Source organism: Paraburkholderia sediminicola (assembly GCF_046030555.1).
GTDB classification, from domain to species: Bacteria; Pseudomonadota; Gammaproteobacteria; order Burkholderiales; family Burkholderiaceae; genus Paraburkholderia; species Paraburkholderia sediminicola_E.
On the sequence record NZ_JAQQCH010000005.1, the window covers coordinates 229506 to 242977 of the forward strand.

At 64.5% G+C, this 13472-nt stretch carries 10 protein-coding genes; 2 read left to right on the forward strand and 8 right to left on the reverse strand.

Translation table 11 applies throughout. From position 1 onward, the window contains the following. Positions 1-190 precede the first annotated feature (190 nt). From kdsA to PQQ52_RS10425, 8 genes are all read right to left on the reverse strand, one after another. Positions 191-1045, reverse strand: coding sequence for a 3-deoxy-8-phosphooctulonate synthase (kdsA, locus tag PQQ52_RS10390; protein ID WP_097389693.1), 855 nt, complete (start codon positions 1043-1045; stop codon positions 191-193). Next, positions 1042-2715, reverse strand: coding sequence for a CTP synthase (pyrG, locus tag PQQ52_RS10395; protein ID WP_408210051.1), 1674 nt, complete (start codon positions 2713-2715; stop codon positions 1042-1044). The genes kdsA and pyrG overlap by 4 nt, the downstream gene beginning before the upstream one ends. A gap of 241 nt (positions 2716-2956) precedes the next feature. After that, positions 2957-3760, reverse strand: coding sequence for an alpha/beta fold hydrolase (locus PQQ52_RS10400; RefSeq protein WP_408210054.1), 804 nt, complete (start codon positions 3758-3760; stop codon positions 2957-2959). A 107-nt stretch (positions 3761-3867) separates the two neighbouring features. Beyond that, complete coding sequence (locus PQQ52_RS10405; RefSeq protein ID WP_408210057.1) at positions 3868-6690, reverse strand: DNA internalization-related competence protein ComEC/Rec2; 2823 nt, start codon at positions 6688-6690, stop codon at positions 3868-3870. A gap of 121 nt (positions 6691-6811) precedes the next feature. Continuing rightward, positions 6812-7600, reverse strand: a complete 789-nt coding sequence (locus PQQ52_RS10410; RefSeq protein ID WP_408210060.1) for a TatD family hydrolase — start codon at positions 7598-7600, stop codon at positions 6812-6814. Between the two features lie 56 nt (positions 7601-7656). Next, complete coding sequence (gene lolD / locus PQQ52_RS10415; protein ID WP_408210063.1) at positions 7657-8400, reverse strand: lipoprotein-releasing ABC transporter ATP-binding protein LolD; 744 nt, start codon at positions 8398-8400, stop codon at positions 7657-7659. Next, complete coding sequence (locus PQQ52_RS10420) at positions 8393-9646, reverse strand: lipoprotein-releasing ABC transporter permease subunit (protein ID WP_325045424.1); 1254 nt, start codon at positions 9644-9646, stop codon at positions 8393-8395. The genes lolD and PQQ52_RS10420 overlap by 8 nt, the downstream gene beginning before the upstream one ends. A gap of 380 nt (positions 9647-10026) precedes the next feature. Beyond that, entirely contained in the window at positions 10027-10272 is a 246-nt protein-coding gene (locus PQQ52_RS10425) for a hypothetical protein (RefSeq protein WP_408210066.1), read from the reverse strand. Positions 10273-10391: 119 nt separating this feature from the next. Here PQQ52_RS10425 and PQQ52_RS10430 point away from each other — a divergent pair, with 119 nt between their 5' ends. Further along, complete coding sequence (locus PQQ52_RS10430) at positions 10392-11582, forward strand: regulator (RefSeq protein ID WP_408210069.1); 1191 nt, start codon at positions 10392-10394, stop codon at positions 11580-11582. Between the two features lie 28 nt (positions 11583-11610). After that, on the forward strand, positions 11611-13317 hold the full coding sequence (gene recJ / locus PQQ52_RS10435) for a single-stranded-DNA-specific exonuclease RecJ (RefSeq protein WP_408210072.1): 1707 nt from the start codon (positions 11611-11613) through the stop codon (positions 13315-13317). The last annotated feature ends 155 nt before the right edge of the window (positions 13318-13472 follow it).

Consider the following 13472-nt stretch of genomic DNA (forward strand, 5'->3'; position numbering starts at 1 on the left):
GAAACTGCACCGGGCGTGTCGATCCGGAGTTAGCGCTTCAGCGCTCCTGTCTCATGCAGCGCACCGGTCTCCCCAGCACACTACGCGCACCCTGATGCTTTCGACGACCATTGCGTGCATTCGCCGCGTGCCGATGATACCGATGGAGCCCATTGTGCAGCCCGATCATGACACGCCGCGAACGCCTGAATCAGTTGAAATCGCTTTCGAGGAACGGCGCACGCTTGACGGCCTGGTCAAGCGTAACAAGCGTTTCGAGCAGATCGGCCATGCGATGCAACGGCACCGCGTTCGGACCGTCCGACTTGGCTTCCGAAGGCTTCGGATGAGTTTCCATGAAGAGACCCGCCACACCCGTCGCCACTGCGGCACGCGCCAGCACCGGTACGAATTCGCGCTGACCGCCCGAGCTCGTGCCCTGCCCGCCCGGCAACTGCACCGAGTGGGTGGCGTCGAACACGACCGGCGCGTTGGTTTCGCGCATGATCGCAAGCGATCGCATGTCCGACACGAGGTTGTTATAGCCGAACGACACGCCGCGCTCGCACGCCATGAAGCGGTCTTCCGAGAGACCTGCTTCACGCGCCGCATCACGCGCCTTGTCGATCACATTCTTCATGTCGTGCGGTGCGAGAAACTGGCCTTTCTTGATGTTGACCGGTTTGCCCGAACGCGCGCAAGCATGGATGAAGTCGGTTTGACGGCACAGGAAAGCGGGCGTTTGCAGGACGTCGACCACCGACGCAACCTGCTCGATCTCGTGCTCGGCATGTACGTCGGTCAGCACCGGCAAACCGAGCTGACGCTTCACTTCCGACAGGATGCGCAAACCTTCGTCCATGCCCAGACCGCGGAACGACTTGCCGCTGCTGCGGTTGGCCTTGTCGTACGACGATTTGTAGATGAACGGAATGTTCAGCTTCGCGCAGATTTCCTTCAGCCGGCCTGCCGTGTCGATCGTCATCTGTTCGGATTCGACGACACAGGTGCCTGCGATCAGGAAAAACGGCTTGTCGAGCCCGATTTCGAAATCGCCCAGTTTCATGCTTTCTCCCCAACTTCGTTCACCGCGCGCGACTGCTGATGCGCGAGCGCCGCTTCGACGAACGACTTGAACAGCGGATGGCCGTCACGCGGCGTGGACGTGAATTCCGGGTGGAACTGCACGCCGACGAACCACGGGTGCATGCTGCGCGGCAATTCCATCATTTCCGGCAGATCTTCACTCGGGGTACGGGCGCTGATGATAAGCCCACCGGCTTCGAGCTGGGGCACGAAGCGGTTATTGACTTCATAACGGTGGCGATGGCGTTCGTTCACATCCTTGCCATAGATCTCTTCGGCCATCGTGCCGGGCTTGATCGGGCAACGTTGCGAACCGAGGCGCATCGTGCCGCCCAGATCCGATTCTTCCGTGCGCTTCTCGACCTTCCCTTCGCGGTCGTACCACTCGGTGATCAGCGCGACCACGCGGTTCTCGGTTTCCTGATCGAACTCGGTGCTGTTCGCATTCTTCAGGCCGACCACGTCACGGGCAAATTCGATCACGGCCAGCTGCATGCCGAGGCAGATGCCCAGATACGGCACCTTCGCTTCACGCGCATAGCGGATCGCGGCAATCTTGCCTTCGGTGCCACGACGGCCGAAGCCGCCCGGCACGAGCACCGCATCGAGATGCTTGAGGCTGTCGACGCCTTGCGTCTCGACTTCTTCCGAATCGATGTACTGGATGTTGACCTTGGTCGCCGTATGCATCGACGCATGGCGCAGCGCTTCGATCAGCGACTTGTACGACTCGGTCAGATCGACATACTTGCCGACCATGCCGATCGTAACTTCGTGCTGCGGGTGTTCGAGCTTCTCGACGAGGTTCGACCACATCGACAGATCGGCCGCCTTCGGCGTGAGTTTGAGCTCTTCGCAGATGATCGCGTCCAGGCCCTGGTCGTGCAGCATCTGCGGAATCTTGTAGATGCTGTCGGCGTCCCACACGGAAATCACCGCGTCTTCGGGCACGTTCGAGAACATCGAAATCTTCGCGCGCTCGTCGTCCGGAATCGGGCGGTCGGCGCGGCACAGCAGGACGTGCGGCGAAATACCGATTTCGCGCAGCTTCTGCACGCTGTGTTGCGTAGGCTTGGTTTTCAGCTCGCCTGCGGTGGCGACCCAGGGCACCAGCGTGAGGTGCACGAAGCAGGCGCTGTTGCGGCCCATGCGCAGGCTCATCTGACGCGCGGCCTCGAGGAACGGCAGCGATTCGATGTCACCTACGGTGCCGCCCACTTCGACGATCGCGACATCCGGCTCACCGCACGTCGCAGAAGCTGCGCCGCGCTCGATGAATGCCTGGATTTCGTTAGTAATGTGCGGAATGACCTGCACCGTCTTGCCGAGATAATCGCCGCGGCGTTCCTTGCGGATCACCGATTCGTAAATCTGGCCCGTGGTGAAGTTGTTGGCCTTGCGCATCTTGGTGCTGATGAAGCGCTCATAGTGGCCGAGGTCGAGGTCAGTCTCCGCTCCGTCTTCCGTTACGAACACTTCGCCGTGTTGAAACGGGCTCATCGTGCCGGGGTCGACATTGATGTAGGGATCGAGCTTGAGGAGGGTGACTCTGAGACCGCGCGATTCGAGGATCGCGGCGAGGGAAGCGGCGGCAATACCCTTGCCGAGGGAAGATACTACGCCGCCGGTGACGAAAACATATTTGGTCATCGCTGGATGCTCGCGGGAAAAACGGATTATACCGTAAAGCAGGGTCTCAACCCAGCAAAATCCGAGCGACATCTGCATGCGCCGATGCTACGGTGGCGGCAATCGCCGTGCGCCGATCATGCACTGTTTTCACGGCGCCGCCCAACCGCATTTGCACGCCGCGCCGCCACGGCGGCCCCAGCGGGGCGCATACAAGCAGACCACCGCGCCGACGAACTCGCGCGCGGCGCAACGCATGGCCCTAAGCCACCCGCTCCAGTTCGCGCAACATCCGCTGCACGGCACGCGCGGTTTCAAGCGGCTTTTCCATTGGATACAGATGGCTGCCTTCGATCCATTCCACATGGCCGCCCGTCGCGCGGCGGGTGGCCTCCAGACCCGCCTGGCGCACTTCCTTTGAATGCGTGCCGGCGATGAACCCCACCGGCACCGGCGCGCCGCGCGCAAGTCGGGGCCCAAGCGTATGCGGCAAGGTCTTATAGATCTGATACTCGGTGCGCCGGTCGAAAGCGAGCGACCGGCCGCCGTCGGGCGAACTCTGCGGAATGCCGAAGTCGATGTAATCGGACAGCATGCGCTCGTCCCAGCGCGCGAATGCCGGCTTCGAATGAAAGTGCCGCCACGCCTCGTCGCGGCTCGCCCACTGCGTGCGGCGCGCGCGGGTGGCGGCCGCGGGCGAGAGGCGCTCGTCGAGTCCGGTCCATTGCGACACCCGCAACATGCTGCTGCGCCAACCGGCGATCACGGGCGAATCGAGCATCACCACGCCCTTTACCCACTGCGGCTTCTTCAGCGCGGCCATCAGCGACAGATAGCCGCCCAGCGAATGGCCGACCAGCCATACCGGTCGCTCGTAGGCACGGCCGACGTCGTCGAGCAACTGCTCGACCAGATGCGGCCAGTCTTGCGTGACCGGATAACGCGCGTCGTGGCCGATGCGCTCGATCGAGCGCAGTTCGTAATCATCGGCGAGTTCGGCGAAGATTGTCCGGTACGTCGACGCCGGGAAACCGTTCGCGTGCGAGAAGTGGATGATGTTTTTCAACTGCTGCTATCTCCGTTCTGTTTTGGCGCTCGAGCTTTGGGCCTCGCTTTTCGTGCAGGCTCCAGGCCCGGCGGCGCATTTGTTTTATCTGTGCGGCCGGCAATCCATCAGCGATCCATCCAGTAGCGGCGCTGCGTGTCACGATAGCGCTCGAGCGTCAGTGCAGCGCCATTCAACCCTGCGCTAACTCCCGTGCTTGCCTCGGGGCCGGTGTTCGGATCGGGACCCCGGCTGAATTCCGGGCTGACGTCGACCCGCACCGCGCCGTCCGCATCGCTGCGCGCAAGCTCGATGTGCCGTGCCTTGTAGCGCTCGAATACACCCGCGTTCGGATGATGAAAACGGTTGCGATAGCCTACCTGAAATAGCGCGATGAGCGGGTCGATAGAGTCGAGGAACGGCTCGGTCGACGAGGTCTTGCTCCCGTGATGCGGCACGACCAGCACCTGAGCGCGCAGCGCGCCCCGATCGCGCGCGAGCAGGATCCGTTCGACCGGCGCTTCGATGTCAGCCGCCAGCAAGGCCGCCATGCGTGGCGTCGCCGTTTGAACACTTCCGACCGGCATGCTCCCGACAGCCGCCCTGCCCTTCGCAAGCGACACACCCTCCGCGGCCGGCAGGCTCGCCATGACAGGCGAGCTCATTGCAGCAGGCAAGGTACTCACCCGCAATACGCAGCAATGCGCATTCGGTTTGCCCTGCAGCGGCCCGGCATCCGGCCAGAGCATCGCGAACTCGACGCCGTCCCATTGCCAGCGCTGCCCCGCCGCACAGGGCAGCGTATCCGCGCCGTGTTGCTTTGCGTTCGACCACAGCGGATTCGTCGGCGCCAATGCCGCCACCATCTGACGTACCTCGATCGCGTCCAGTACAGCCGGCGCGCCGCCCGAATGGTCGGAATCGGCATGGCTGATGATCAGCGTATCGAGCGCCGTGACGCCACGAGCCTGCAAAAACGGCACGACAACCCGCTCGCCCGCGTGCGTCGACTCCGGCCCTGGACCGGTATCGAACAGCAGCGTGTGATGCGCCGTTTCGACCAGTACCGAGGTGCCTTGTCCAATGTCCAACGCCGTCAGACGGAAGCTGCCATACGGCGGCCCGGACGGCGCCGGCAACAAAAGCGGCAGCCACGTGAGCGGTGCGGCCCAGCGCAATGGCCAGCCGCGTGGCGCCAGACACCAGAGGACGCCGACCGCCGCTGCGGCGAGCGGCCATGCGTGCGGCTGCGGCAACCGCCAGAGCGCCCATGCCGGACCGGACAGCATCTGCAAACCTGCGGTCAGCAGATCGAGCAAGCTATGCGCGGCGCGAAAGGCGTGGGCGTCGAATGGCGCGGGCAACGCGACGCCCGCCAATACCGCCGGCGTCACCAGCAGACTCACCCACGGAATCGCGAAGGCATTCGCGAGCGGGCCGATCAACGGAATCTGCGCGAACCAGTAGACGGTGAGCGGTGCAAGCGCGACGGTCACCGCGAACTGCACATGCGCGGCGTTACGCAGGCGTTCACCAAAAGCGCGCACGCGGCGGCCCAGACCGGACCACAGGCGCGCGAGCCTTGTCGGCGCCGCGCCGCCCTCACCCTCTTCGTCGCGACGCTGCTCGTGATCCTGCATGCGGGGCCGTCCCGACATCGCGAACAGAATCGCCGCCACCGCACAGAACGACAGCCAGAATCCCGCCGACACGACCGCCCACGGATCGATCAGCAGCACCAGGCCGAGCGCCCACGCCAGCACCACCGATCGCGGGACGTTACGGCCGCTGATAAACGCGAGCGCCACCACACCCGCCATCCACAGCGCGCGCTGCGCCGGCACGTTGAAACCGGCCAACGCCGCATGCAGCCCCGCGAACAATGCACCGCCCGTCACCGCGACGATTTGCGCGGGCAGCAGCAACGGCCAGTTGCGACCGATGAACCCCGAGCGCCGCCACACTGCACCGGCGAGCCACGCCGCAAGGCCGGCGACAAAGCCAATATGTAAACCCGAAATCGCCACGAGATGACTGGTGCCCGTGCCACGCATCAGCAGCCAGTCGGCCGCGCTGACTTCGTCCTGCGCGCCAATGGCGAGCGCCACCACGATCCCACGATGCGGTGCGTCGGCGAGCACCGTGTCGATGCGCGCACGCAGCACGGCGCGCCAGCGATCGACCGTGACGCTGACGCCACGCGCGTTGCCCGGCAAACGCACCGCTCGAGCCGGTGCGCTGACATAGCCGGTAGCGCGCACATTGCGCGCCAGCAAACTGGCTTCGGCATCGCGCACGCCGAAGTTCGCATTGCCATGCGGGCGTTTGAGCCGCACGGTCAGACGCCAGCGTGCGCCTGGCTCGAGCAACGGCGGGGGTGCGTCCTCGGCAATCCAGGACAGTTGAATCACGCGCGGAAAAGCGGCGATCGGTGCGTCGACCGAATCGACCGGGTCGGCCGAATCGACTTCGAAGAGAAAGCGCGCGCCCTTGTCGTCGCGTGAAGGCAGACCCTTGATGCTGCCGACGACGTCGATATCGCGCCCTTCCCATGCACTCGGCAAGCTCACCGCGAGCCGCATTTCTGCACGCCACGCGGCATAGCCGAAACCCACGCATAAGGCTGCAATCCACAACGCGCCCCAGCCGACGCATGCGCGCACGCGTGCGCTGAACAAGACATGGGATAGGCGCGAATTTGCAACTGCCGTATGCGCGGCGGCGATTACAAAAACACCGCAGCGCAATCCGCCCGACGTCTCGCTCCGCCCGTCGCTCGAAGCACTGTTACGCCCTTCGCCCGAAGCACCGTGGCGCAATCCCCACACCGCCACAAGACTCGTAATGCACCCAAGCAGCACCAGGGCACACCATCCACCCCAATCCGGCAACGCCGCCTGCCGCTGCAACCCGATCACACCCAACGCAAACCCGCACCACCATGCCCGCATCCGCCCTCCGCCCCCGCCTTCCAGCCATCGCCGAAGGGCGCAACGCACAGCGAGCAGGCATCAGCAGGCCCGGCAGGCGTGTGTTCCGCCCGGCGCGAACCACTCAAACCATCGCGTTCAATTATGCAGAGGAAAGTGCGAGCCGCGGCAGCGCGGCGAGCGCGTTAGCCGTTGTGCCTAGGGCGGCTTCGTCGGCGGTCATGCCGCGCAGTTGCGCGAGGCCCGCGCCGATGCCCGGAATCTGTTCGGGCGAGTTGCGCTGCTTGTACATCCACGAAGGAGCGATGTCTGGCGCATCGGTCTCGACGACCAGCGCGTCGAACGGCAGTTGCTCCGCAAGGCGGCGGATTTGCCGCGCCCGCTCGAAGGTCAGATTGCCGCCGAAACCGAGATGCATGCCCTGGTCAATATAGGCCTGAGCCTGCTGGAAACTGCCGTTGAAAGCGTGCGCGATGCCGCGGTGGATCTGATGCCGCCGCAGCCCTTTGATAACCTGGTCCTGCGATTTGCGCACGTGGCAAATCACCGGCAGATCGAATTCGCGCGCCAGTTGAAGTTGACCGTTGTAGAAGAACTGCTGACGCGCATCGTCGAGACCTTCGACGAAATAATCGAGGCCGATCTCGCCGATGCCGACGAACAACGGATCGTCGAGACTCGCCTCGATTTCCGCGCGCAGCAGTTCGAGATCGTGCTCCTGCGCGCCCGGCGTGAAAAGCGGATGGATGCCGAGCGCATACGCGCCGCCGTCGATGCGGTGCGCCAGTTCGCGCACCGTCGTGAAGTTCTCGCGACCGATCGCGGGAATCACGATGCGCGCTACGCCTGCCTGACGCGCCGCATGGGCGACTTCATCGCGATCGGCGTTGAATTCGGAAGCGTCAAGATGGCAGTGCGTATCGATCCACATGGCGCGCCTCGCTAGTGACAGAGGTGGCAAAGCATCGCTCACATTCCACGCGACAATTAAACCGGCACAGGCGGCTCTTCGTGCAACACGCCGTCCCGCAAGCGCATGATCCGGTCGCAACGACCCGCCAGTTCCGGATCGTGCGTCACGATCACGAAGCTGGTGTCGAGCGTTTGCGACAGTTCGAGCATCAGATTGAACACGGTGTCCGCAGTGCCGCCGTCCAGATTGCCGGTGGGTTCGTCGGCGAGAACGCACGCGGGCTTCGTCACCAGCGCCCGCGCGATCGCGACCCGTTGACGCTCGCCGCCCGACAGCTCGCCTGGACGATGCTTCGCGCGATGCCCCATGCCGACGCGCTCCAGCACCGCAAGCGCTTCGCGCCGCGCGGCTTCGGTCGTCATGCGGCGAATCCGCAACGGCATGGCGACATTGTCGAGCGCCGTGAATTCCGGCAGCAGATGATGGAACTGATACACGAAACCGAGTGCGCGATTGCGCAGGTCGTTACGTTCGCGTTCGGAGAGCTTCGTGAATGGCTTGCCCATCACCGAAACATGGCCCGCACTCGGATCGTCAAGGCCACCGAGCACATGCAGCAGCGTGCTCTTGCCGGAACCCGACGCGCCGACGATCGCCAGCTTTTCGCCCCGCCGCACGTTTAATTCCGCGTTGTTCAGCACCTGCACATTGAGGCCGCCCTGCACGAACGACTTCGAAACGCCGGTTGCTTCCAGCACATAGGGATACAGCGCGGTGTCTTCAGAATTCATGGATACGCTAGCGGAACGGTCATTCATAGCGCAGTGCCTCCGCAGGACGGACTTTCGCACCACGCCAGCTCGGGTAAAGGGTCGCCAGCGCCGACATCAGGAACGCGATGATGCCGATTCGCGCGACGTCGGCGGGAATCAGTTCGGACGGCAGTTCGCTGATGAAATACACGGACGGCGGCAGGAACTGCACGCCGAGCAGATGTTCGATCATCGGCACGAGCCACGGAATGCTCCACGCGATCAGGCAGCCGAGCGCGACGCCGGTCGCCGTGCCGATAAAGCCGATGGTCACGCCCTGCACCACGAAAATCTTCATGATCGAGCCAGGCTGCGCGCCGAGCGTGCGCAGAATCGCGATGTCAGCCTGCTTGTTGGTCACCGTCATCACCAGCGACGACACCAGATTGAACGCCGCCACCGCGATGATCAGCGTGAGGATGATGAACATCATGCGTTTTTCGATCTGCACCGCCGAGAACCAGGTCTTGTTCTGCTGGGTCCAGTCGCGGATGTACAGATCGCCGGACAGGCTGCGCGCCAGTTGATGCGCGACCTCCGGCGCCCGCTGCATGTCGGTCAGGCGCAGCCGCACGCCGGTTGGCGCGGGTAGCCGGAACAGCGCCTGCGCATCCTTGATGTTGATCAGCGCGAGCGTGCTGTCGTATTCGTAATGCCCCGACTCGAAGATGCCCACCACCGTGAACTGTTTCAGCCGTGGCAGCATGCCAGCGGGCGTGATCGTGCCTTCAGGCGCGACCAGCGTGATCTTGTCGTTGACCGTCACACCGAGATTGGTGGCGAGGTCCGCACCCAGCACGATGCCGAAGTCGCCCGGAACGAGGTCGGTCAGCTTGCCGCCCTTCATTTCTTTACCGATGTCGGATACTTCGGGCTCGAGCGACGGTTCGACGCCGCGCAGCGCCACGCCGCTCACGGCGTCCTGACGTGTGAGCAGCGCCTGCGCTTCAACATACGGCGCCGCGCCGATCACTTCCTTGTTCTGGCGGGCTTCCTTCGCGGTCAATTGCCAGTCGGGCATCGAACCGGTCGGCGAAAAAATCTCGACGTGCGCCAGGACCGACAGCATCCGGTCGCGCACCTCTTTCTGGAAACCGTTCATCACGGACAACACGACGATCAGCGCCGCGACACCGAGCGCGATGCCCGACATCGACACGAGCGCGATGAAAGAAATGAAGCCGTTACCGGTCGTGCGTTTGCCGGCGCGGGTGTAGCGCCAGCCAATCTGCCATTCGTAGGGAAATTTCAAGCGAATCCTTTTCTGCGTTCTTCGTCTGCTCATGGCCCTTTGCCGTGCACGACGGCGGCAACCTGAGCCTGTTGCGCCTGTCATGCGGCATGAGCGTCGTGATCATTGGTGTCGCGGCAACCCGGATGGTTCCGGTATGACGTTCCGGCGCCTCCGGGTGCCTTACGGCGTCGTTAGCAAACCCCGCGCTACCGAAGCGACCCCGACGCCATGGTTGCCGCCGCCGTCAATCAAGCGCGAAGTTTGCCATACAATGCCGCGCCCTCGCGCAAAGGCCTTGCACACGGGGCTCACGGCGGGCGCAACCCGCTGCTGCCGCCCCTGAACCCGGGACTCGAGGCGAAAGCCGGCCCTACTGCCGCCTTGATCTGACTCGCCCGCTAACGCAAGTTGTAATGGCGGCGCAGATCGTTGATGATCCCGGCCGCCTGACTGGTCGCGGCGTCGCGCACCTCTGCATCTTTACGGTCGCGATGCAGATGGGTGATATCCCAGTTACAGCCTTCCTCGTCCTCGACGGTCTCATGGAATCCGGTCGGGATCCAGCCGGTCGTGGCCGGGTTGGCGTTGAGCGCCTGTACGACTAATCCAAGCAGTTCCTGCTCGGTTTTCAGTTCACGCGACATGTCGGTCTCCCTCGTCATGCGCGCGGTGCCGCCGCGCCCGGCTGCTGCCACCCGCGGGGCTCGGGCGCACTGCCCGAATCCGCCGATATGGTCTGAATACTCGCACTCTTTGCCCTACAATGCGCAGCATCATGCACGCCAACCGTCTTCATCTTCTCCTGCCCTTCGCGCTGCCCGCCGCAGCGGATGCCTCTACCGCGCTGCACGATATCCAGAGTCCGGCCCTGGACCGGCTGATCGCCCGCGCGACGCCGGTCGAACGGGTGATCGGCGAAGATTTTCAGCGCACGCTGCCGCACGAGCGCTGGGTGGCGCGCCAGTTCGGCGCGCTCCCCAGCGGCGCGGCGGCCGCCGACGAAGCGCCGCTCGCGCCGTACATGCTGCGTGCCGACGGCGGCGAGCCCGGCAACGCCACGTGGGCCTGCGTGCAACCCGTGCATGTGCGCATCGCGCACGACCATCTGGTGCTGATCGATCCGGCCTCGCTCGATCTCACCGACGACGAAGCCAGCGTGCTGCTGGCAGTCGCCCGGCCGTTGATCGAGGAACTCGGCGTGCGTATCGAAGCGCCGAAGCCCACACGCTGGTATTTGTCGGGCGATGGCTTCGGCACGCTGGCAGGCGCGTCGCCATTGCGTGCGAGCGGCCGCAACATCGAAATCTGGCTGCCGCACGAAGCGCATTCCGGCGACCGTTCGCGCGCCTGGATGAAGCTGCAGAACGAAGTGCAGATGGCATGGTTCGAACATCCGGTCAATGAAGCGCGCGAGGCGCGCGGCTTGCCATCTGTCAACTCGATCTGGTTTCACGCACAGGGTGCCATGCAACCGGTAAGGAGCCCGTTCGCGCGGGTGTTCTCCGACGCCGCGGCCACGCGCGGCCTCGCCATCACTGCGGGCGTTGCGGCCGCTGCGCCGCCGGCGTCGTTTGCGGCACTGCGGGCCGCCACCGAGGCGGGCGGCGCCTCGGGCAACACCTCACGCGGCACGTCGAACGGCGCGTCCGCGGTCAGCACAAGCTCGAATGCAACCGCCGGCGGCAACGCCAACACCAACGGCGCCACGCTGGTTGAACTCGATCCCTTTTCCGCGCCCTACATCGAGCAGGACTGGGCGCGCTGGAACGACGCTTTCGCCGCGTTGCAAACCGACTGGTTCGAACCGGCGCTGGAAGCGCTGCAGTCGGGCGAGCTCGCCGAACTCAGCCTGACGCTGTGCGGCGATACCGGCTCGGTGACGCTCACGATCACGCGCGGCGACTTGCGCAAATTCTGGCGGCGGCGCGTGCTCGCCTCGCTGTTCATCGAATGATTTAACGAATGATCCACGGCCTTTCCGAATGACTCGAATCGTTACGCGCGCCGCTTCACCTGTCGACGCTGAAATCCTCACTCGCCACGGCCTGCATCCGGTGCTCGCGCGCCTGTACGCCGCGCGCGGCGTGTGCATGCCCGATGAAATCGAAACCGGTCTCGCGCGGCTCGTGCCACCCGCCGGGCTCAAAGGCTGCGAAGACGCCGCCGTGCTGCTCGCCGATGCGATTCAAGGCAAACGCCGCATGCTGGTGGTCGCCGACTACGACTGTGACGGCGCCACCGCCTGCGCGGTCGCGGTGCGCGGCCTGCGCATGTTCGGCGGCCAGATCGAGTATCTGGTGCCGAACCGCTTCGAGTACGGTTATGGCCTGACGCCCGAGATCGTCGCGCTGGCCGCCCGCAGTGCGTCGGGCAAACCGGAACTGCTGATTACGGTCGATAACGGCATCGCCAGCGTCGACGGCGTAGAAGCGGCCAATGCGCTCGGCATCGACGTGCTGGTCACCGATCACCACCTTCCCGGCGACGAACTGCCCGCGGCCCGCGCCATCGTCAATCCAAACCAGCCGGGCTGCACGTTCCCGAGCAAGTGCATCGCGGGTGTCGGCGTGATGTTTTATGTGCTGCTGGCATTGCGCGCGGAATTGCGCCGTCGCGGCGCCTTCAACGGCGATTTCCCGGAGCCGCGTCTGGATGGCCTGCTGGATCTGGTCGCGCTCGGCACGGTCGCCGACGTGGTCAAGCTCGACGGCAATAACCGCGTGCTGGTCGCGCAAGGTCTGCAGCGGATTCGCAAAGGCAAGATGCAGCCGGGCATCGCCGCCCTCTTTCGCGCCGCCGCGCGCGACGCCCGCAGCGCGTCGGGTTTCGACCTCGGTTTCGCGCTCGGGCCGCGCCTGAACGCGGCCGGCCGCCTGTCCGACATGTCGCTCGGCATCGAATGCCTGACCACTGACGACATCGGCCGCGCATGGGATCTCGCCCAGCAGCTCGACACCATGAACCGCGAACGCCGCGAGATCGAAGCCGGCATGCAGCAGCAGGCGCTCGAAGACCTCTCCGCGATCAATCCCGACGGCGCGACCACCATCACGCTATTCAATCCGGGCTGGCACCAGGGCGTGATCGGTATCGTCGCCGGACGGTTGAAGGAGAAATTCCACCGGCCGTCGTTCACGTTCGCGCTCGCCGACGACAGCGGTCAGCTTGTCAAAGGCTCGGGCCGTTCGATTTCGGGCTTCCATCTGCGTGATGCGCTCGATCTGATCTCGAAGCGCGAGCCGGGCCTGATCGTCAAATTCGGCGGCCACGCAATGGCCGCGGGCCTGACGATGGCCGCCGCCGACGTGCCACGCTTCACCGCCGCGTTCGAAGCGGTTGGGCGCGAATGGCTCTCCGAAGAGGCACTCTCGCGCACGGTCGAAACCGACGGCGAACTCGAAGACGCCTACTTCACGCCGCAATTCGTCGAAATGCTTGACGCCGCGGTATGGGGACAAGGTTTCCCGGCGCCGGTGTTTTCCGGCGAATTCGACATTGCGTCGCAGGCGCTGGTGAAGGACAAGCATCTGAAGCTGCAACTGGTGCGCGGCCGCCAGCGTTTCAACGCAATCTGGTTCAATCATACCGACACGCTGCCCGCGCGCACCACCGTCGCCTACCGGCTGGCCAGCGACACCTGGAACGGTGTGTCGCGAGTCCAATTGATCGTCGAGCACGCGGTAAGCTGAAGCGGCCACCGGGTTGCCGCGCAAGCGGCTCCCGCTTGCTGCGCGTGTGCTGCATGAGTGTCACCAACGTTCTGCCAACCGCGCGCAAAGCGTCGAAAAACACCGCAAAATCAACCCCAAACCCGCGCCAAATCGCTCACTAGCCTCCGGCGCGG